General features: G+C 69.1%; 21 protein-coding genes. 4 read left to right on the forward strand and 17 right to left on the reverse strand.

Annotation, left to right across the window (positions count from 1 at the left end; genetic code table 11):
* Window positions 1-552, reverse strand: a 552-nt coding sequence (locus TSH64_RS36025) for a hypothetical protein (RefSeq protein ID WP_199237677.1), incomplete at its 3' end; no start/stop codon positions are given.
* Between the two features lie 185 nt (window positions 553-737).
* Here TSH64_RS36025 and TSH64_RS27215 point away from each other — a divergent pair.
* The 3 genes from TSH64_RS27215 (at window position 738) to TSH64_RS27225 (ending at window position 4,534) form a co-directional block, all read left to right on the forward strand.
* Window positions 738-1,127, forward strand: coding sequence for a hypothetical protein (locus TSH64_RS27215; protein WP_109449857.1), 390 nt, complete (start codon window positions 738-740; stop codon window positions 1,125-1,127).
* 76 nt (window positions 1,128-1,203) lie between these two features.
* Window positions 1,204-2,877, forward strand: coding sequence for a glycosyltransferase family 2 protein (locus tag TSH64_RS27220; protein WP_109449859.1), 1,674 nt, complete (start codon window positions 1,204-1,206; stop codon window positions 2,875-2,877).
* Between the two features lie 139 nt (window positions 2,878-3,016).
* The gene (locus tag TSH64_RS27225; RefSeq protein ID WP_158285417.1) at window positions 3,017-4,534 is read left to right on the forward strand and encodes an NAD(P)/FAD-dependent oxidoreductase; all 1,518 of its coding nucleotides are present in this window, start codon (window positions 3,017-3,019) and stop codon (window positions 4,532-4,534) included.
* An 8-nt stretch (window positions 4,535-4,542) separates the two neighbouring features.
* Here TSH64_RS27225 and TSH64_RS27230 read toward each other — a convergent pair whose 3' ends face one another.
* The 16 genes from TSH64_RS27230 to TSH64_RS27305 all read right to left on the reverse strand — a co-directional run bounded on the left by TSH64_RS27230 (window position 4,543) and on the right by TSH64_RS27305 (window position 17,541).
* Window positions 4,543-5,766, reverse strand: coding sequence for a beta-ketoacyl-ACP synthase (locus TSH64_RS27230; protein WP_109449864.1), 1,224 nt, complete (start codon window positions 5,764-5,766; stop codon window positions 4,543-4,545).
* Window positions 5,766-6,491: a 3-ketoacyl-ACP reductase FabG2 gene (locus TSH64_RS27235; protein WP_109449866.1), complete on the reverse strand. Its 726-nt coding sequence runs from the start codon at window positions 6,489-6,491 to the stop codon at window positions 5,766-5,768. Before TSH64_RS27235 ends, TSH64_RS27230 begins: the two co-directional genes overlap by 1 nt.
* Window positions 6,488-6,964: a 3-hydroxylacyl-ACP dehydratase gene (locus tag TSH64_RS27240; protein ID WP_109449868.1), complete on the reverse strand. Its 477-nt coding sequence runs from the start codon at window positions 6,962-6,964 to the stop codon at window positions 6,488-6,490. The genes TSH64_RS27235 and TSH64_RS27240 overlap by 4 nt, the downstream gene beginning before the upstream one ends.
* Complete coding sequence (locus tag TSH64_RS27245; RefSeq protein ID WP_109449870.1) at window positions 6,961-8,160, reverse strand: beta-ketoacyl-[acyl-carrier-protein] synthase family protein; 1,200 nt, start codon at window positions 8,158-8,160, stop codon at window positions 6,961-6,963. The genes TSH64_RS27240 and TSH64_RS27245 overlap by 4 nt, the downstream gene beginning before the upstream one ends.
* Window positions 8,157-8,783 carry a DUF3261 domain-containing protein gene (locus tag TSH64_RS27250; RefSeq protein ID WP_109449872.1) on the reverse strand — a complete coding sequence of 209 codons (627 nt, stop codon included), beginning with the start codon at window positions 8,781-8,783 and terminating at the stop codon, window positions 8,157-8,159. Before TSH64_RS27250 ends, TSH64_RS27245 begins: the two co-directional genes overlap by 4 nt.
* Before the next feature lie 49 nt (window positions 8,784-8,832).
* The gene (locus TSH64_RS27255) at window positions 8,833-11,169 is read right to left on the reverse strand and encodes a hypothetical protein (protein WP_109449874.1); all 2,337 of its coding nucleotides are present in this window, start codon (window positions 11,167-11,169) and stop codon (window positions 8,833-8,835) included.
* Window positions 11,166-11,828, reverse strand: a complete 663-nt coding sequence (locus TSH64_RS27260; protein ID WP_109449876.1) for an outer membrane lipoprotein carrier protein LolA — start codon at window positions 11,826-11,828, stop codon at window positions 11,166-11,168. Before TSH64_RS27260 ends, TSH64_RS27255 begins: the two co-directional genes overlap by 4 nt.
* The gene (locus TSH64_RS27265; protein ID WP_109449878.1) at window positions 11,825-12,232 is read right to left on the reverse strand and encodes an acyl-CoA thioesterase; all 408 of its coding nucleotides are present in this window, start codon (window positions 12,230-12,232) and stop codon (window positions 11,825-11,827) included. Before TSH64_RS27265 ends, TSH64_RS27260 begins: the two co-directional genes overlap by 4 nt.
* On the reverse strand, window positions 12,229-13,938 hold the full coding sequence (locus TSH64_RS27270; RefSeq protein WP_109449880.1) for an AMP-binding protein: 1,710 nt from the start codon (window positions 13,936-13,938) through the stop codon (window positions 12,229-12,231). The genes TSH64_RS27265 and TSH64_RS27270 overlap by 4 nt, the downstream gene beginning before the upstream one ends.
* Window positions 13,935-14,516 carry a hypothetical protein gene (locus tag TSH64_RS27275; RefSeq protein WP_109449882.1) on the reverse strand — a complete coding sequence of 194 codons (582 nt, stop codon included), beginning with the start codon at window positions 14,514-14,516 and terminating at the stop codon, window positions 13,935-13,937. The genes TSH64_RS27270 and TSH64_RS27275 overlap by 4 nt, the downstream gene beginning before the upstream one ends.
* Entirely contained in the window at window positions 14,497-14,745 is a 249-nt protein-coding gene (locus TSH64_RS27280; protein ID WP_014239597.1) for an acyl carrier protein, read from the reverse strand. Before TSH64_RS27280 ends, TSH64_RS27275 begins: the two co-directional genes overlap by 20 nt.
* A 5-nt stretch (window positions 14,746-14,750) precedes the next feature.
* On the reverse strand, window positions 14,751-15,011 hold the full coding sequence (locus TSH64_RS27285; RefSeq protein WP_109449884.1) for a phosphopantetheine-binding protein: 261 nt from the start codon (window positions 15,009-15,011) through the stop codon (window positions 14,751-14,753).
* The gene (locus TSH64_RS27290; protein WP_109449886.1) at window positions 14,998-15,780 is read right to left on the reverse strand and encodes a lysophospholipid acyltransferase family protein; all 783 of its coding nucleotides are present in this window, start codon (window positions 15,778-15,780) and stop codon (window positions 14,998-15,000) included. Before TSH64_RS27290 ends, TSH64_RS27285 begins: the two co-directional genes overlap by 14 nt.
* Window positions 15,770-16,501 carry a beta-ketoacyl synthase chain length factor gene (locus TSH64_RS27295; protein ID WP_109449889.1) on the reverse strand — a complete coding sequence of 244 codons (732 nt, stop codon included), beginning with the start codon at window positions 16,499-16,501 and terminating at the stop codon, window positions 15,770-15,772. The genes TSH64_RS27290 and TSH64_RS27295 overlap by 11 nt, the downstream gene beginning before the upstream one ends.
* Entirely contained in the window at window positions 16,498-16,923 is a 426-nt protein-coding gene (locus TSH64_RS27300; RefSeq protein WP_109449891.1) for a hypothetical protein, read from the reverse strand. Before TSH64_RS27300 ends, TSH64_RS27295 begins: the two co-directional genes overlap by 4 nt.
* A 159-nt stretch (window positions 16,924-17,082) precedes the next feature.
* Window positions 17,083-17,541: an excinuclease ABC subunit A gene (locus TSH64_RS27305; protein WP_247873176.1), complete on the reverse strand. Its 459-nt coding sequence runs from the start codon at window positions 17,539-17,541 to the stop codon at window positions 17,083-17,085.
* Between the two features lie 427 nt (window positions 17,542-17,968).
* Here TSH64_RS27305 and TSH64_RS27310 point away from each other — a divergent pair, with 427 nt between their 5' ends.
* On the forward strand, window positions 17,969-18,628 hold the full coding sequence (locus TSH64_RS27310) for a hypothetical protein (RefSeq protein ID WP_098740578.1): 660 nt from the start codon (window positions 17,969-17,971) through the stop codon (window positions 18,626-18,628).
* The last annotated feature ends 152 nt before the right edge of the window (window positions 18,629-18,780 follow it).

The raw sequence follows: 18,780 nt of genomic DNA on the forward strand, positions 1-18,780 counted from the left end.
GTCAAGCGCTTCGTCAATGGTGGCCTGCATGCTGTCATTGGCAAGCTTGGTGAGTTCCTCGACTGAACCGAAGATACCCGTCGCGAATGGGTTTCCCGTGTCCTCGCGGTTGTCTGTCGACACCTTGCTGTAGACCGGTTGGCCCGTCTTCTTATCCAACACCGTTACACGGAAGCGTGCATGCGCCTCCTTGCGGACGAACTGGCTGCAATCAAATTTCTCGACCACGATGTCCAAGCCGTAGCTCCCGTCTTTGGCTGGGGCGAGAAGACCGCGCGCGTCGAGTGCGTCTTCAAATGCTTTGCGCACCACATCCTTGACCGGGCCTGACGCTTCGATGGTCTTCACGGCGTTGCCGTAGCCGCCGCGGATTGCGCCCAGATGCTTGCCGGTGTATTTGCGCGAGTCGGTGACGGAGATCACATCGACGTTTGGCTTCGTCGACATCGGCTTCTGCACAGCGGACGGACTGTAGGTCATCGGGACCTGATGCGTCGAGCATGCCCCGAGAAAACCGGCCGCCATCAGTGCGTACAGAGCAGTCTTCCGCATTCCGATTTTCCTCTTCGGTTCGTGGTCCGGTCTCCGCATGAGAGTTCATGAACGTGAGAACCACCTGAGCGAGCGTACCCACGGGTGCGGAAGATAGGAACTGAAAATGGCAGTCAAGCCATTGACTGCAACCGATCAAGCGGGAAGTATACCGTCCTCGCGTGACACCGACAAAGGACAGGCTTGTGCGCAACATTCTGGCGGCCGCCGCCATTCTCTTTCTCGCCGCCTGCCAGACCCGGCCAATCACGACGACCCAGGAGCATGCTGTGCCCCCCGGGGCGCAAGCCCTGCCGCTCAACGCCATCGAACTCGCCATCGTCGAGGCTGGCGCCCGGCGCGGCTGGCGTTTCCAGCACCTTGCGGATGGACAGGTCCGCGCCACCTACACCAAATGGCCGTGGGTGGCCGAGGCCGATGTGCTGTTCTCGAACCGGAGCTACCGCATCCAATATGTCAGCGCCAAGAACATGGAGCGCGGCAACGACGGGGTGGAGCGGGCCTACAACCGCTGGGTGGGCAACCTCGAACGCGACATTGCGGCCAAGCTGGACCAGGTCGCCGTCCGTCGCTGAATTCGGTCGCTTGACGTTGCTCCCGCAACAGGGGTAGGAGGTCGCCTCTCCGACCGGCAAGCCTCATGGAGAAGGCATGAGCATCCGGGCATGCGCCATCATCCCCAGCCACAACCACCACACGGCGCTCGACGGAATCGTCGCGGCGCTGCGGGGGCATGGGCTGGAGGTCATCCTGATCGACGACGGGAGCGGTGAGCCCGCCCGCAGCGCCATCGCGGCACGGCACGCCCCTGCGGACGGGGTCGAGGTGCTGCGGCTGGACGTGAACCGAGGCAAGGGCGGCGCCGTCATGGCCGGGCTCCGCCGCGCTCATGAGCGCGGCTTCACCCACGCGGTGCAGGTGGACGCCGACGGCCAGCACGACCTTGGCGCCGTTGCCGACCTGCTGTCGACCGCGGCGGCGCATCCCGACGCGCTGGTCAGCGGCCGGCCGGTCTATGACGATTCCGTCCCCCGCTCGCGGCTGATCGCGCGCTGGGCCACCCATGTGTGGATTTGGGTGGAGACGCTGTCGCTGCGGGTCAAGGACAGCATGTGCGGTTTCCGCGTCTACCCGCTGGCCCCCACCATGGCGGTGCTGGACAGCGAGCGGATCGGCGCCCGCATGGACTTCGACCCGGAAATCGTCGTCCGCCTGTTCTGGCGTGGCGTTCCGCTGGTCCACATCCCCGTGCGGGTCATCTATCCCGAGGGAAACACCTCCAACTTCAACCTCCTGCGGGACAACCTGCTGCTGACGCGCATGCACACGCGGCTCGTGCTGACCATGCTGCTGCGCCTGCCCTCGGTGCTGCGCAACCGTCCGCCGAAAGCGGGAGCCGACGCGCACTGGTCGACCGTGGGGGAGCGGGGCGCCTGGTGGGGCATGAGGCTGGTGACGCTGGTCTATCGGCTACTCGGCCGGCCGGGCTGCATCGCACTTCTGTGGCCGGTGGTCGGCTATTTCTACATGACCAATGCCGCGGGACGGCGGCATTCGCTGGACTTCCTGACGCGCGCCAACGCGGCGAAAGGCCTGCCGGCCCCGTCCTGGCGGGACGGGCTGCGACACCACATGGGCTTCGCCGTCAAGGCGCTCGACACCTTCATCGCCTGGGCCGCTCCGGAGCGCACCGGTCCCATCGCCGTCGACGGCGACGAGCCGCTGGGCCGCCTCGCCGCGGAGGGGCGTGGGGCGCTGCTGATCGTTTCGCACCTGGGCAACGCCGAATTGTCGCGTGCCCGCCTGGGGACCCGGTTTGGAAAAGACATCAACGTGCTGCTGCACACGCGGCATGCCGTCCGCTACAACCAGATGATCCGCTCCGTCCGCCCCGACGCCGCGGACCACACCATACAGGTCACCGACATCGGCCCGCAGACCGCCATCGATCTCAAGGAGAGGGTGGAGCGCGGCGAATGGATCGCCATCGCCGGGGACCGCACGCCGGTGGAGTTCAACGGCCGGGTCAGCAGGGTTCCGTTCCTCGGCCGGGAGGCCGCCTTCTCGCAGGGACCCTACGTGTTGGCGGCGTTGATGGGCTGCCCGGTTTACCTCCTGTTCTGCCTGCGCGAGGGACAGGGCCACCGCGTCACCTTCGAGCCCTTCGCCGAGCGCATCGAATTGCCGCGGCGCGGGAAGGACGACGCGCTCGCCGTGCTCGCCGCGCGCTACGCGGCAAGGCTGGAGCACCATTGCTTGCGCGACCCGCTGCAATGGTACAACTTCTTCGACTTTTGGGCTGACCCGAAGGCCGGGCCGCGGTGAAACCTCTCCACGCAGTGATACAGCCTGAGATGGCATCGATGGAGGCCGGGCGCATAGGGCGCTCGACTCTCGCCCTGCACCGCCCGGCTTTCCTTCCATGACGCATCGTCCCTTGTCCGGTCAGTCCTCGGCATGGCCGATGCCGACGTTCGGCGGTTGGCCGGCCGGCGAGCACGAGCATCATGCGGTGGTGGTCGGCGCCGGGATCGGCGGGCTGTCGGCGGCGGCGACCCTGGCGGAGCGCGGGCTGAAGGTGCTGGTTGTGGAGGCGCACGACCGGCCGGGAGGCTACTGCTCGTCCTGGCTGCGCAAGGTCCGCGGCCGGGATGGGTCGGTGGGGCGCTACATCTTCGACGCCGGAGTGCAGGATTTCAGCGGGCTGGGGCCACGCGGACCGCTGCGGCGGCTGCTGGAGGGCCTGGGCGTGGCGCATCGCATGGACTGGCGCCGGGTCCGCCACCGCTATGTGCAGGACGGCCTGTGCCTGGATGTGCCGGACCGGCCGGCGGAGCTGGTGACGCACCTCCAGGCGCTGTTCCCGCAGGAGGCTCCGGGGATCGCCAGCTTCTTCGCGGAGATGGGGCGCGTCTACGCCGATCTCTACGCCGATGTGGATGAGACCGGCGGCGTGCCGATGCCGCCCGCCACGCTGGAGGCCATGCGGTCCTGGACCGCCCGCCGGCCCGACGCCTGGCGTTGGATGCACCGCCCCTACGCCGAGATGCTGGATACCCATCTGCGCGCCCCGCGGCTGAAGGCCCTGCTGACCACCATCAGCGAGTATCTCACCGACCGCCCCGAACTGCTGCCCGTGCGTGAGATGGCGCCGCTGTTCGGCTATTATCTGGAAGGCGGCTGGTACCCGGCCGGCGGCTCCCAGCGGCTGGCGGACCTGCTGTGCGCGGTGGTGCGGGAGCGGGGCGGCGCCGTCCATCTGCGCACCCGCGCCGAACGCATCCTGATCGAGGGCGGTCGGGCCGCCGGCATCGCCACCGCCGACGGAACGGTGCACCGGGCGCCGCTGGTGTTGGCCAATTCCGACGTGGTCGGCACGTTGACGCGGCTGGTGGACCCGGCGCTGCTGCCCAAACGCTACGCCCAGCGTGTGAGGGGGCTGAAGCGCGGTCCCACGGCGGTGCTGGTCAGCCTCGCCGTGGAGGGCGTTCCGGACCTGCCGGCCCGCGTGTTCGTCGGGGCGGACGGCCTGCATTTCGGCATCGGCAACCCGAGCGCCGTCGATGCGTCCCTGGCCCCGGAGGGCCACGCCGCCGTCAGCATGCTCTGCCTACGGCCCGAACCCGAGGCTGTCGAATGGTTCGCCGCCGACAAGGCCGCCAACCGCCGGCGCAAGGAAGCCTTCGCCGACCGTCTGGTCGCCGCGGCGGAGAGCGTGCTTCCCGGGCTGCGGGGGCGCATCCTCTACCGCCAGACGGCCAGCCCGACCACCTTCACCCGCTACGCGCTCGCCGACAATGGCGCGATCTACGGCGCCGCCCGCGGCCAATGGTGCCCGCCGAACAAGACGCCGCTACCGGGGCTGATGCTGGTCGGCGCCGGCTGCCAAAGCGGTCCCGGCGTCGAAGCGGTGGTGATCTCCGGCATGGGCGCGGCAAACCTGGCAACGGGGTTCCCGGCGGAGGCCAGGGCGGCGGAGTAGACGCCCGTCTACCCGCGCCGGAACACCAGCGACGTGTTGATGCCGCCGAAGGCGAAGTTGTTGGACATCAGGAACTCGGTGTCGATGCGCCGGCCCTCGCCCATGACGTAGTCCAGCTCGGCGCAGCGTTCGTCCACATTGTCCAGATTGGCGGTCGGGGCGAACCAGCCCTCGCGCATCATCTCGATGCCCAGCCACGCCTCCAGAGCGCCGCAAGCGCCCAGAGAATGGCCGAAATAGCTTTTCAGCGAATGGATGGGCGCGCGCGGCCCGAAGACGGCGTGGGTCGCCGCGGTCTCGGCGATGTCGCCCCATTCGGTGGCGGTGCCGTGGCCGTTGACGAAGCCGATGGCGTCCGTCGACACCCCGGCGTCCTCCAAGGCCATGCGCAAGGCGATCTCCATGGTCCCGGCCTGCGGCTGGGTGACGTGGTTGCCGTCGGAATTGCAGGCGAAGCCGACGATCTCCGCGTGGATGTTGGCGCCGCGGGCGATGGCGTGCTCGCGCTCCTCCAGGACCAAGGTGGTGGCGCCTTCGCCGATCACCAGCCCGTCGCGGTCGCGGTCGTAGGGGCGGGGGCTGGTGTGCGGGCGGTCGTTGCGGGTGGAGGTGGCGAACAGCGTGTCGAAGACCGCCGATTCGGTCACGTCCAGTTCCTCGGCGCCGCCGGCGATCATGGCGTCGGCCTTGCCCCACTTGATCGCCTCGTAGGCGTAGCCGATGGCCTGGCTGCCGGAGGTGCAGGCGCTGCTGGTCGGGATGATGCGGCCGGTCACGCCGTAGAACAACCCGATGTTTACCGCCGCGGTGTGGCTCATCATCTGGATGTAGCTGGTCGCGTTGAGCGTCTTCGACGCGCCCTGGGTCATCAACTCGGCGAAGGCGATCACCGGGGCGGGACTGCCGAAGGACGATCCGTAGGCGATGCCCATGCGCCCGCCGCGGACGAACGGGTCGTTCAGCAGAGCCGCGTCGTTCAGCGCCTTCTCGGTGGCGTAGACCGCCATCCGGGAGACCGGTCCCATGGTCCGCGTCTTCTTGCGCGGATAGCGGCTCTCCACCGAGAAGCCGGTCACCGGGGCGGCGAGGCGCGTGTTGATTCCGTGGAAACGGTCCCACTCCCCCATGGTGCGGACGGCGGTCTCGCCCTTCGCCATGCGGGCGCGGATGGTCGGCCAGTCCTCGCCCAGCGCGCTCACCCCACCCATGCCCGTGACGACCACCCTGCGCATCACACCATACCCCCGTTCACCGCGATCACCTGCCGCGTCACGTAAGCCGCCCCGTCGGAACACAGGAAGGACACCACCGCCGCGACCTCGTCCGGCCGGCCGGCCCGGCGCATGGGGACCAGCTTCAAGGCTTCCTCCATGGGCAGCCCGTCGGTCATTTGCGTCTCGACGATGCCGGGCGCCACGCAGTTCACCGTGATGTTCCGCTTCGCCAGCTCGATCGCCAGCGCCTTGGTGGCGCCGATGATGCCGGCCTTCGCGGCGCTGTAGTTGACCTGTCCGCGGTTGCCGACCAGCCCCGACACCGACGACAGCGTCACGATCCGTCCGCCCCTGCGGGCCGAGACCATCGGCATCACCAGCGGCTTCAGCACGTTGTAGAAGCCGTCGAGGTTGGTGTGGAGAACCGAATCCCAATCGTCGTCCGCCATGGCCGGGAAGGCGGCGTCGCGGGCGATGCCGGCGTTCAGGACGGCGCCCCAATAGGGGCCGTGCGCCTCCATGTCGGCCTCCAGCGCGGCGCGGGCGGCGTCGCGGTCGGCGATGTCGAAGCCGAGCAGCCGGCCCTCCCCGCCGGCCGCGCGGACGTCGGCCAGCGTCGCCTCGCCGCCGGCCGCGTCGCGGCCGTAATGCACCACCACCGCGAAGCCGTCGGCGGCCAGCCGTTCGGCGACCGCGCGGCCGATGCCCTTGCTGGCTCCGGTGACCAGAATCGTCTTCTTCATCGTTCGACCTGAACTCCCTGGCTGGCGAGCAGCGCGGCCGTGTCCTCGGGCTGGTAGACGGTGAGCTGGGCCTTCGCCAGTTCGTCCCCGGTGCCCGCGCGCATCACCACACAATCGAAAGACCCAATGTTCTCGTCCCGGAAGACCGGCGCCACCGACACCTCCAACCGCTCGCCGATGGCGAACCAGGGAACGGAGGCGCGGAAGTCGCGCGTGCCCAGCAGCAGGCCGAGACGGACGTCGCCGCCGGCTTCCCTGGCCTCGGCTCCGGCCTGGGCGCCGCAGGTCTGCGCCATCCACTCCACGGCGACATGGGCCGGGGCGCCCCGCCCCGTCACCACGAAGGGCGCCCCCTCCCGCACGGTCAGCGCCGACACGAAGCGGTCGTCCACCCGTCCGACCGCCTCGTCCAGCAAAATCATCGGGCGTGCGTGCGGCAGCAGATCCTCGATGGACCACGGATACGCGCTCATCGCCATTCCCCCCGGCCCAGCACCAGGGCCACGTTGCTGCCGCCGAACGCGAAGGAGTTGCTGAGCATCGCCGCCGGTCCGGCGGGAAGCGCCGCGCCGGGGCCGATCAGGTTCAGCGGCGGAATTTCCGGGTCGGGCGCGCCGTCCCACAGGTGTGGGGGCAGCAGGCCGTCGGGGTTGTGGGCTGGATTCAGGGCCAGCCACAGGAACGCCGCCTCGCACGCCCCGGCGGCGCCCAGCGTGTGGCCGGTCATCGCCTTGGTGGAGCTGCACGGGGTCGCGTCGCCGAACAGCGCGTGCACCGCCTTGCCCTCCATGGAATCGTTCAGCGCCGTCGCGGTGCCGTGCAGGTTGACGTAGGCGATGTCCTGCGGCGCCAGCCCGGCGTCGTCCAGCGCCGCCCGCATGGCGGCGAAGGCGCCGCGGCCCTCCGGGTCGGGGGCGCTGACGTGGTGCGCATCGGAGCTTTCCCCCACCCCGAGAAGCTGAACCGGGGCATCCTCCGCGGTCAGCAGGAAGACCGCCGCAGCCTCGCCGATGTTGATGCCGTCGCGATTGGCGCTGAAGGGATTGCACAGGCCCGCCGATACCGCCTCCAGCGCGCTGAAGCCGCCCAGGGTCGTGCCGCACAGCGTGTCGGCACCGCCGACGACGGCGGCGTCGCACAGCCCCGAGCGGATCAGCCGCCGGGCGGACGCGAACACCTTGCCGCTGGAGGAGCAGGCCGTCGCCACCGTGTAGGCCGGCCCCGGCAGGTCGAGCGCGCGCGCCGCGAACTCCGCCGGCCCGCCGGTGGCAAGCTGGTCGTAATGAAACGGACCCGTCCACGCGCCGTCGCGGCGCATCGCCGTGAAGCCGGCCTCCGCCTCGGCCATGCCCGAGGTGCTGGTGCCGATGATCACGGCGATCCGGTGCCGGCCGTGGCGCGCGGCCGCCGTTTCGACGGCGTCGCGGATCTGCTCCAGGGCCAGCAGCAGCAGGCGGTTGTTGCGGCAGTCGTAGGTCTCCAGCCCCGCCGGGACCGGCGGCAGCGGCGCGTCCACCGAACCGACATGCACTGCGCGGCCGGGCACGAAGCCGGTGCGCGGGCGCAGACCGTCGCGGGTGCCGGCGAACAAGGCATCGGCCACCGCGACCGCCCCGGTGCCGATGGGGGTGGCGAGGCCCAGGGCGGCAAGCCCGAGCGGGTGGCTCATTGCGCCGCCGCCGCGGATGGCGCCGTGGATGCCGCCGCGGATGCTGCCGTGGACTGCACCTCGATCTCGTAGCCCCAGGCGAGGTTGGCGTAGCGCAGGGTGCCGGTCCATGGCGCGCCGTCGGCCCAGCTGCGTTCGGCGTGCAGCACCTCCTTGCCGTCGATGCGCACGCTGCGCCGGTGCGGGTCGGCGCTCAGCGTGCCGCCCGCGGGGGCGAGCGCCTTCTGCACGACCGCTTCGGGCCAGTACAGCACGACGATGTCGGCCAGCATGCTGCCCGGCCGCAGGGCCGGGGGCAGCCAGGGGGCGGTCTCCATCTTCAACCCGGCATCGCTCCAGGTGACGGTCATGGCGCGACGGCCCAGGCTGTCCACCCCGACCAGCAGGAACCGCTCCGGCGTGACGCTGATCCGGCCCTCGAAAACGAAGGTCTGCCCGTCGCGGCTGGCGGTGATGAGCTGTGCCGCCTCGATGCTCTGCCCGAGATCGGACGGGCGCGGCAGGGCCAGCGGCTCGCCGGGGGCGAGCAGCGGCGTGCTTGGGTCCGCCGGGCCGCTGCCGGGCACGGAGGCGCACGCTCCGAGCAGGAACAGGAGTGCGACCCACCCCTTATGCGTGGTCATGACGTGAGGTGATTTCCCAGAAATGTATCTAACCTAGAGCATACACCAATCAGAGTAACCGCGCACCGGTTGTGGCTTCATTGTGGCGCGCGCCGCGCGCGGCCAGCGGTGCGAAAAGAAAGGCAATCGAGATTCCGATCAGCATGGTCATGCCGAAGCTGTGCACCGCCGGAACGGCGCTGAAGGCCAGAAGCCCGAAGGACAGCAAGGTCGTCAGAGTCGCCAGCCACACCGCCAGCATGGTCACCGGCTGCTGCTCGACGCCGCTCTCCGCGCAGAAGACGGCGTAGTCCACGCCGATGGAGAGGATCAGCACCAGCGCCATGGCATGGAAGAAGGTGAAATCCTGGCCCATCAGCCCCACCGCTGCCGGCGCCAGGATGAGCGCCGCCCCGGGCGGCAGCAGCGTCCACAGCCCCCCTTGCCAGCCGTAGCGCCACATCAGCACGGGCAACATCAGCAGTCCCGCCAGCCCGGTCAGCAGCAGCGCCCGGTGCCGGTACTTGGCGAGCAGCGCCGAGAAGTCCGCCGTCGGGTTCACCAGCCGGACGCCGGCCGTGCCGGCCACCGCGGCGCGCACGGCGTCCGGATCGTTCAGCCCCTGCAAGGCCACCACGTGCAGCCCCGGCCCGAGCACGAGCTCGCGCAGGAACGGCACGCTGTCCGCCGCCAGCGCATCTTTCAGCGTCAGCACCCCGTCCGCCGCCTTGTCGTTCGGAGCCTTGTCATCCGGCCCGGCCGGCGGCAAGCCGAGGCTGGCGCGCTGCGCCGCCAGCAGAGGACCGTCGAGCGCCCCGGCGACCAGTGCGCGGTTTTCCCGTTGCGTCCGGGCGGACGGCACGAAGGCGGCCGGCATCTGGTAGCCGGCGATGCTTCCTTTCGCCTTCAGCCCGGCCAGCGTGGCGGCGAGATCCTCCTGCAGCCGCAGCGCCGCCTCGTCGTCCGCGGCCTGCACCAGCAGGAACTGCGCGGCGGTGGTGGCACCGATCAGCCGCTGGATCTCGTCCTGCTCCTGCCTCAGTTCCGCCGAGACCGCCTGCAACCGCCGGACGTCGTCGTCCGCCGACAGCCGCGCCAGCCCCACCGTTCCGGCCAGCGCGCAGCCCAGCAGGAGAACGACGCGCACGCCGCGCCAGCGGCGCTCCTCCCAGAAGCCCCACAGGCCAGCCGCGGCGCGCAGCATCCAGGCGCCGTGCGTCAGCTTTCCCGCCCGGTCGAGCGAGGGCAGCCACAGCACCACCGTCAGGAAGGCGCCCACCAGTCCGATGATCGAGAAGGCGGCGATCTGCCGGAGCCCTGGAAAGGGCGCCAGCATCAGCGCCGCGTAGCCGATCAAGGTGGTGACCAGCCCCAGCGCGATGCCCGGCAGAACGTGGCGCAGCCGGTCGCGCGGGCTTCCCGACAGGGGATCGAACAGGCTGGCGCTGTAATGCAGGCTGTAGTCCACCGCCACCCCGATCAGGCTGGACCCGAACAGCAGCGCCGCCACATGCAGTTCGCCGAACAGCAGCAGGCTGCCGCTCAACCCGACCGTCATCCCGACGCCCAGCGCCAGCAGATTGTGCAGCAGCGGTCCCGGCCGGCGGAACGCCAGCGCCGTCAGCACTATGGTGCCGACCAACGACAGCGTGCCGAGCGTGGAGGCTTCGGCGATCGCGGTCTTCGAGCCGGCGTGCGCGAAGAACACCGCGCCCAGCCGCTTCACCGTGACGCCCGGCATCTCCCCCACGGCGGCGTCGAAGGCGTCGACCAGCCGGTCCTGCAAATCCAGCTCGAACGGCTCGCCGGCCAGAACGGCGCTGACCAGAACCCAGGTCGCGCCGTTCTCGGTGACGCTGAGCATGCCCTCGTCGGGGGTGAGCCGCGACAGCGGGAAGGGCAGGTTGGTGAGGAAGGAAGGCAGCAGCAGGAACGGGTCGGTGCGCAGCAGCCCGGCGTCCACAAGCCCGGCGAAGCCGAATGCCTGCGCCTGCGCGCGGGTGGCGACCTCCTCCCCCTTGCCGGCCGCCAGGAGCGCCCGGTCGCCATCGCTGAGCAGGCTCTGGCGATGGGGAAAGTAGAGAGCCCCCAGCCGCTTCAGCCGGTCGACGTCGATACCCTCGCCGATCCGCTCCACCTGCCCCGTCGCCAGAAGGGCGTCGCCGAGCTTCGCCGCCGCCTTGCGGGCGGTTTCGCGGTCGGCGTGCCCGACCAGCACCAGCACCCGGCGACCCAGCGCCTTGGTCACCGCATCGTTGGCACGCTGCAGAACGGGGTCCTGCTCCTCGCGCGGCAGCAGGGCGAGCAGATCGGTGCGGAAGCCCAGCCCATCGTGAAGGCGCAGCGCGAGATAGCCGCCGGCCAGCAGGACGAGCGCGAGCCAGAGCAGTGCCCCCAGCCGTCTCACGGACGCGCCGCCGAGGCCAGCAGCGCCGCCTCGTCCGCCGTCGGCGCTTCCGCGTTCAGACGCTGGTCGCGGAAGGTCAGGCGGTCGCGGTCGCCGTCGGGCTTGACGATCTCGACCTCTTCCACGAAGCGCCCGCCGCGCACGTCGATGGCGCGGATCGGCATGGTCGGGTCGTTGGTCCGGCGCGGCGTCAGGTGGAGGGTCCAGGCGTCGCGGTCGCCGCCGCGCTCAACCGCGAACATGTCCTCCAGCGCCTTCCAGTCACCGGTCAGCGCGCCGCCCAGCATGGTGTAGAGCTTCGACATGAAGGGCAGGCGCGCGGCGGGCAGGCGCATGGTCTCGTTGCCTTTCACCTCTTGCACGAGACCGGCGGGGCTCATGACGGTGGTGACTGCGAAGGGGGTCTCGGTGCGCCAGATCAGCCCGCGGCCCGGCGCCAGGGTGAAATGGCCCCCGCTCTTCAGCGGCGCCTGGAAGCCCTTGAGGAAACGCTCCTGCACGAAGGCGCCGCGCAGCACCTGCCCCTCATTGAGCGTCTCGGTGGCCAGCCTCTCGGTGGCCTGCGTCTGGGTGGCAAGCGTCCCGGCGGCCGGTGTCTCGGCGGCCGGCGCCGGGAAGGCGGCCAGCAGGGCCAGGAGGAAAACGACGATGCGCGTCACAGCAGAGCCCTCACCTTGTCCGTGAACACCGTGGGGCATTCGAAGCACAGCTCCGCCCCCTCTTCCTTCACCGCGAGCTGCACCGTGCGCGCCTTGGTCAGCAACGTGCCGTCCTGCTCGTCATGGATGCGGTAGTCGATGCGGATGCGGTTCTCGTACTCGACCAGAGTCGCCGTGACTTTGACCGACTGACCGAAGCGAATGGGGCGCACATACTTCACATGGAGGTCGACGATGGGGAAAACGTATCCCGACGACGCCATCTCCGGGTAATTGTAGCCGATGCGGTCGAGCAGCGCGCAACGCGCCTGCTCCAGATACCGGGCGTAGTTGCCATGCCAGACCACCTGCATGGGGTCGAGGTCGTAGAACTGCGCGCGGGTGATGACCTCTGCCGAAATCATGGGGCGATCCCCTCCACGCCGATGGAGCCGGAGGACAGCGTCTCGTCCCCGCAGCGATACTCGAAGGACAGGCGGCGCCGTGCCGGGGCGTGGCGCAACGCCAGCGTCACCAGCGTGTCCGGAACGGTGACTCGCCGGAACTTCACCTGCAGCGCCTGCGCCGCCTCGATCCCGAGGCCGAGATGCGTGTTGGCGAACATCACCGCCCAATCGATCTGCGCCACGCCCGGCACGATCGGCATGCCGGGAAAATGACCATCGAGCTGCACGAGGTTGCCGGGAATGAAGAGGTCCAGCTCCACCCCGTCGGCAAGCGACCGGACGGCGCGGACATCGGGGGCGGTTGACCGGGGGCCAGCCATCTCAGGCAGGACGGCTTCAGAAAGGGCGGCTTCAGACAGGGTGGCCTCCTCGAACAGGGCGGCGATGTCGGCATGCCGACGCTTGCCCAACGCGCCATCCGGCAAACGGTTCACGAAGCGCCAGCGGCGCGGCAGGCCGGCAGGTTCCAAAACGGCGGACAATTCCCGCCGCAACGAGCGGCCGAAGCGGAAGGCGCCGATCTCCTCCAGGCGCGCCGCGCCCTCGGCGCTCGGCACCACGACGGCGCAAAGCTGCTCCAGCGTCAGCACGGCGGCGTCGGCCACCAGGGGGGAGCGGCGCAACTGCGCCTCCACCTCCGGCAAGCTGACGCGCTTGCCCTCCACCTTCGCGATCCGGTCGGCGCGGCCAAGGAGACGGAAGCCGCCGTCCCCGGCCATTTCCACCAGGTCGGAGCCGACATGCTCCCGCCCTTCCACATGCGTCGCTCCGACCCGCAGGCGACCCTCCGGGGTGCGTCCGGCGACGACGCCGGGCAGCGGGCGCCAGGGCGGATCACCGCCCTCGCGGTGGCGGTGGGCGATGGCTCCGGTCTCGGTGCTGCCGAAGATCTCGGTGACCGCTGTGCCGAAGACCGCCGCCGCCTCCCGCGCAGCGGGCTCCGGAAGGGGGGCTCCGGCCGACAGCACCAGCGCCGGACGCCGCGACGGCGGCAGCGGCGCGATGCCCGACAGCCGGGTCAGGTGCGCCGGGCTGGTGACCAGCACAGACCCCGCGTCGAGCGCGGCCGGCACCGTCTCCCACAGCTCGTGCATCGTGCTGGCGAAGGGGCGGCCGGTGACCAGCGGCCACAGCAGGCGGAAGTTCAGACCGTAGACGTGCTGGTGGGGGACCGTGGCATGCACGCGGGCGGTCGGCCCGGCCAGCCGTCCGAGCACGGCCTCGGTCGCCAGGGCTTCGGCCTCCAGCATGCCGAGGGTGCGGACCACCCGCTTCGGCTCGCCGGTCGAGCCGGAGGTGAAGAAGGTCAAGGGCGTCTCGGGATCGAGCGGGGTCAACGCCATCTCTTCGCCACCCGGCCCTTCGCCACCCGGCCGCAGATCGCCGCCGACCGGCACGGCACCGTCCGCGGTCAGGGCGGTCAGAGTTCCCGGCTGGGCGTTCGGCGGGATCGTCACCTCGGCGCCGGCGTGCAGCAGCGCCAGCAGCCCCACCGCGCCCCAATAAGCGTCCGCCGCGACCAGAAGCCCGCGCCGGCACCCCTTCAGCCGTGCCGCGTTGCCGGCCACGTCGGCCCGGAAGCGGGCGAAGGTGACGCCGTCGGCAACCGGCGCATCGTCCGGCCGCCCCACGGCGAGCAGACGGGAAAGCGGGATGGCGGTCATGCCCCGGCGTGCCTCCGGCGCATGGAGCGGCGGACCAGGACTTCGCCGCCGAACAGCAGGCCCATGACGATGTAGGCGATGAGACCGGTCCACAGCGCCCACGCCTCGTCGCTGCCCCACAGGGCCAGCGCCCCGGCGACGGCGGCGTTCGACACCAGCCAGACGGTCCACACCACGGTGACGGTGCGGCAGTAGGCCTGCCCCGACGGCGGCAGGTCGGGCTCATGGAGACGGGCGAATCGCTCGACGAGGCTGGGCGGGTGCCGCAGCGAGGCGCCGAACGCCGCCGCGGTGCCGAGGCTGAGCGCGACCGGATAGGCCTTGGCCGCCAGCGTGCCATCGAGCACGGCGAGCACGCCGACCAGGACCGCCGCCGCCGCCAGCGGCAGGCGCCAGACCCGCGCCGCAGGCGAAGAGCAAATGGCGAAGCGCGCCCCGATCAGCGCCAGGGCCACTGCCACGAAGGCCAGCGGCGGCACCGAAGCCCGCCCGCCATAGACCAGCACGGGATAGAGTGCTCCGGCGACGACCAGGGCCGCGACGCCGAGCGGGTGCAGCCTATTCCTGGAGGAGGGCATGCACACGGTCGAGAACATCGCCGACCGTGCGGACGCTCTTGAACTCCTCGGGCTTGAACTTGCGGCCGGTCAGTTCCTGCAGCTTCACCACCAGATCGACCGCGTCGATGCTGTCGAGGTCGAGATCCTCGAACAGCCGCGCCTCGCGGGAGATCTTCTCGGGCGGCACCTCGAACATGTCTTCGAGATAGCTTTGGAGGCGCGCGTAAATTTCATCCTGCGTCAGCATGGCCTCTACTCCGCATGCTGAGATTGAATGAATCTGGCAAGAGACCGCACGTTGGCGAAATGTTGCTTCACGTCGTCCGTCACCGACTCAATCTTGATTCCGTAAGTCTTGCGCAGCGCGACCCCCAGTTCCAGGGCGTCAATGGAATCGAGGCCTAGTCCATCATTAAAGAGCGGCTCTTCGCTGTCAATATCTTCTGGGGCGATATCTTCCAGCTTGAGCGCGTCAACAATCAAAACCTTCAACTCACGTTCAAGCTTTTCCATCGGCCAACCGTTCCGCAAAATATTCTTCTAGACTGCGCACCAGCTTCCTGGCCGCCAGTGAGCGGTACTGATAGCCGAGCAACCCCGTAACGTCCAGACGATCCCCTACCATGACGCGAAAAATCGGCCGTCGCGGTGGGATCATCCACCATTTTTCGCCCTTAATGAGCGTGGGCGGATCGCAGGTTATCGTGACCGGTTGCACCTCGGCTTCCAGCAGGGTGGCCAGATTGGCGAAACCGCGGCGGAAGCGGATCGGCTCGCCGGGGACGGTGCGCGTGCCTTCGGGAAAGATGATGAGTCCGTCGCCGGCCTCCAGCGCGGTGCGGCAGGCGTCGAGCAACGCCTCCGGGTCGAGGTCGTTGCGGATGTAACCGGCGCCGCGCACCATGCCGCCCAGCCAGCGGCTTTCCCACAGTTCCTTCTTCACGATGCATTGGGCGCGCGGCATCAGCGCCATCAGAATCACCACGTCGAGCAGCGAGGGGTGGTTGGCCACCACCAGCTTGCCATGCCCGTCGCGCAGGCGCTCGGCGCCCTCGACCTTCAGGTCGATGACGCGCAGCACGCGCAGCATGCGGATGTAGAAGCGGAAGATCAGATGGATGAGGTGTTGGCAGCGCTGGCGCCGGACCGCACCCGCCGGGCTGGTCAGCGCCAGCAGCGGAAAGATGGTGGGCGCCAGGATTGCGCCGCCGCCGAACAGGAAGGCGAAGGCGAATCCGGTGGCCGCGCGCCGCCACAGCCTGTCCAGAACCTTAGCCGGCACGGTGCCACACCCAGTCGAGCCGCTCCCCGCGCGAGGTTGCCCGGGGCGCTCCGGACAGCAGGAAGCGCATGAAATCGAGCGCCGTGGACTCTGCGGCCGGCCCGCCGGCCGACGGCGCGCAGTGCAGCGCAAGCCCTTCGCCCTCTCCATCCGCGGGGCCAAGCGCCAGGGCGACCGCCAGCGGCAGGGCTTCGTCGGCTGCGGTGTGGAAGTGCGCGTATTCGTCGGGCATCGGCGCGTCGGCGTAGAGCAGAAGCACCGGCTCCGACGGGGTTTCGGCCAGGCTGGCGGCGGCCTCCAGGAGCCCGAAGGTGAAGCTGTCGGGACCGGCGGCAAGCGCCGTGTGGCCTCGGCGGTTGCCGGTGTGGATGGACAGCAACCCGGCCAGGCCGTGATGCACGGACAGGCTGAATTCGGCCGGCGACGGCAACTCGCCCTGCCGCAGCGAATCGATGATGCCGACGGTCCGCGCCAGCTCGCCATGGCCGGAGGCGAGGACGTAGCGCGCCGTCTGCGCCGCGTCGCCGCAGGCCAGCGCGGCGGCGATCAGCCTCTGCCCGATGGGCGAGGTGCGGCGGCGCAACATCATGGGGAGCGCCGGCGGCTGGGCATCGTCGGACAGGGCGGGCGCACCCGCCCAGGCCCGCCACGCGGCGCGGGTGCTGCGCTCCGGCGTCCAGGCGCACCAGCCGCGGATGGCGACACGCAGGGTTTCAGTCATGGCGCGGACGGGACCCGGGGTTCGGCCTGGCGCAGGCGCCGCTCGATCTCGTCCTGCAGCGCGCACACCAACTTGTTGTAGGCCTGATGAACGGTTTCGCCCCGCTCCCGCAGGTTGGTCGTGGACACATGATCGATGGTGTAGCTTTCATGCGAATAGCGGATTTCGACGACCGCCTCGTGGTCCTTCCATGCCTTCGTCGCCAGAATCTCACCGGGCGCCTTCCACTCCGCGGACCAGCCGCGTTCGATCGCCGCTTCCATGATCGTCCGCTGGAGCACCGCGGCGGACAGGTTGCGCGACGCCGCCGGCATGGGCTGGTCGGTTACCCGGTAGATGGGCTGCCGGCGGCTGCAGCCGCCGAGCACGGCGACCGTCGCGAGAATGAGGAAAAGCGCGCGGATGCCGGTCTGCAAAATCATGTCCTGCCGTTTCCGGACGCCATGTGGAGCGAGTGCGGACCCTATCATGGCAGGGTCACATTGTGGATAGAGGCGCGCATCGATTTTGCGATGCGGTTGCCGGTCTTGCCGTCGATGGCCGGAGCCGTCGCTGCGACGGCAAGGCCCATGCCGGCGGCTTTACTTGGCGCCCAGCTTGACCACGGTTCCCTTGAGCGCCACGCCTGCCATGATGTTGCCGGCGCCGCACATGTATTCCGTATTGCTGTTCGTTTCCGTGTTCTTGTAATTGCTTTTGATGTCGATCACCGCGTTACCGCCTTCTTTGCGGGCGCGCTCCTGCAGTTCCAGAACGGCGCTGAGGAAGACCCACTCGCAAGCCTCCTTGTCGGATTTGTTGAATGCGTTGGTCTTCTTGTTTGTGGCCCATTCGCCGACGACCTTGACCGGATTGGGATGTTTCTGGTTGCCAAAATAAAGCTTCACGCCCTTGTCCAGCTTCTCCTGGGCTGCGGCTGTGTTGAGGGCGGACTCTATCGGAAACATCAGGTGCGCGTCCCGGGCCGAAGCGGGAGATGCGGCAGAGACAATGGCCGATGCGACGGTGGAAATCAGCGCCAGGGTAGCGGCTTTGTTCACGGTCCCTCCCAAAGAAAGAATATTTCGCAGACGATGCTATCTTAAGCGGAGGCATTGGCTGTGCAACCGCTTTCATGATTCTTCGGTTGGCGGCCGAACCCGCCTCGGACCGCCGCTGGCGGCAGAGTCAACGCCCGGCGGCTTCTCGGTGTTTCCGGTCTTTTGCCGTTCGCGACCCTTCATCCGCGGAATGGACCGCTGTGACGAGAGTGTGCGGTGGGTTGTCGCGCTGTGGGGAACCCGCGCTCTACAGTCGGTGCGCAAATCAACGCCTGCGCGAAATTAACCTCTCATAAACGCCTTCACGGCGAACCTATTTTAGACAAAAGCAAGGCAGAGGGATGGTCGCCGGGCCGGGAAGGGGCTGGCGGGCCGGCCTCCTGCCGCGCGACCACCAGCCGTGTGCCGGCCGCCCCAGGAGACATAAATGTTCAATATTTTGACCGTCATTATTTCGGTCGCTCTTACGGCGGTGATGGGAGCCGCCGGCGTGTTCTATGTCGGTAGCGCCTTCACCACCGCCGGTCCGAAGGCCGCCGCCGTCGGCATCATCCAGGCGCTGTCGCAGGTCGATGCGGCCTGGACGCTGTATGGCAGCAACGGCAACACCACGACCCTGGGTGCCGCAGGTTCGACGTTCCCGACCATGTCCGGTGCGGCGACGCAGACCGACTTGATCAACACCGGCTACCTCGCCGCCGTGCCGACCGCTCCGACGATTTCCGCCACCTGGAACGGCGTCGCCGGTGCCTACACGCTCGACCTGACCAACACGGCGACCGCCACCGGCGTCACCCAGTTCGGCAGCTTCGCCAACGGCGGCATCTTCCTTGTGCTGGGCACCACGGCCCTGTCCCAGTGCACGGAAATCGCCCGTGCCGGCGGCCAGATCTCCGCCACCGGTACGCTGGCCGTTCCCGGCACCGGCCTGACGCTGACCGTCGCCACCCCGGCCGCCTTCAACACCGCCTTCACCGGCTACAAGTTCGGCTGCGTCCAGATCACCACGGCGACCGCGCTGACCTTCAACAACGTGACCGGCATCGCCGGTGACAACAACAAGTACGTCGCCTACTACAAGTTCTAAGCGTCGTCTGAGGCGCCCTGTTGCTGACCGAAGCGCCCCGACCCCTGTGGCCGGGGCGTTTTCTTGTGATTTTCCGGGTCTTTTTCCGGAATGCGCGGCAACGGGATTGGTCCGCGACCCGGCGGCAAGATAGAGTGGGCCCGATTTGGAGG

Origin of the sequence: Azospirillum sp. TSH64 (genome assembly GCF_003116035.1) — a bacterium.
Lineage (GTDB): Bacteria > Pseudomonadota > Alphaproteobacteria > Azospirillales > Azospirillaceae > Azospirillum.

Excerpts from the sequence above, each read along its gene's own strand:
- TSH64_RS27220 (WP_109449859.1), top strand. The coding sequence starts at position 1,204 with ATGAGCATCCGGGCATGCGCCATCATCCCCAGCCACAACCACCACACG.
- TSH64_RS27225 (WP_158285417.1), top strand. The coding sequence starts at position 3,017 with ATGCCGACGTTCGGCGGTTGGCCGGCCGGCGAGCACGAGCATCATGCG.
- TSH64_RS27230 (WP_109449864.1), bottom strand. The coding sequence starts at position 5,766 with ATGCGCAGGGTGGTCGTCACGGGCATGGGTGGGGTGAGCGCGCTGGGC.
- TSH64_RS27235 (WP_109449866.1), bottom strand. The coding sequence starts at position 6,491 with ATGAAGAAGACGATTCTGGTCACCGGAGCCAGCAAGGGCATCGGCCGC.
- TSH64_RS27240 (WP_109449868.1), bottom strand. The coding sequence starts at position 6,964 with ATGAGCGCGTATCCGTGGTCCATCGAGGATCTGCTGCCGCACGCACGC.
- TSH64_RS27245 (WP_109449870.1), bottom strand. The coding sequence starts at position 8,160 with ATGAGCCACCCGCTCGGGCTTGCCGCCCTGGGCCTCGCCACCCCCATC.
- TSH64_RS27250 (WP_109449872.1), bottom strand. The coding sequence starts at position 8,783 with ATGACCACGCATAAGGGGTGGGTCGCACTCCTGTTCCTGCTCGGAGCG.
- TSH64_RS27265 (WP_109449878.1), bottom strand. The coding sequence starts at position 12,232 with ATGATTTCGGCAGAGGTCATCACCCGCGCGCAGTTCTACGACCTCGAC.
- TSH64_RS27270 (WP_109449880.1), bottom strand. The coding sequence starts at position 13,938 with ATGACCGCCATCCCGCTTTCCCGTCTGCTCGCCGTGGGGCGGCCGGAC.
- TSH64_RS27275 (WP_109449882.1), bottom strand. The coding sequence starts at position 14,516 with ATGCCCTCCTCCAGGAATAGGCTGCACCCGCTCGGCGTCGCGGCCCTG.
- TSH64_RS27280 (WP_014239597.1), bottom strand. The coding sequence starts at position 14,745 with ATGCTGACGCAGGATGAAATTTACGCGCGCCTCCAAAGCTATCTCGAA.
- TSH64_RS27285 (WP_109449884.1), bottom strand. The coding sequence starts at position 15,011 with ATGGAAAAGCTTGAACGTGAGTTGAAGGTTTTGATTGTTGACGCGCTC.
- TSH64_RS27295 (WP_109449889.1), bottom strand. The coding sequence starts at position 16,501 with ATGACTGAAACCCTGCGTGTCGCCATCCGCGGCTGGTGCGCCTGGACG.
- TSH64_RS27300 (WP_109449891.1), bottom strand. The coding sequence starts at position 16,923 with ATGATTTTGCAGACCGGCATCCGCGCGCTTTTCCTCATTCTCGCGACG.
- TSH64_RS27310 (WP_098740578.1), top strand. The coding sequence starts at position 17,969 with ATGTTCAATATTTTGACCGTCATTATTTCGGTCGCTCTTACGGCGGTG.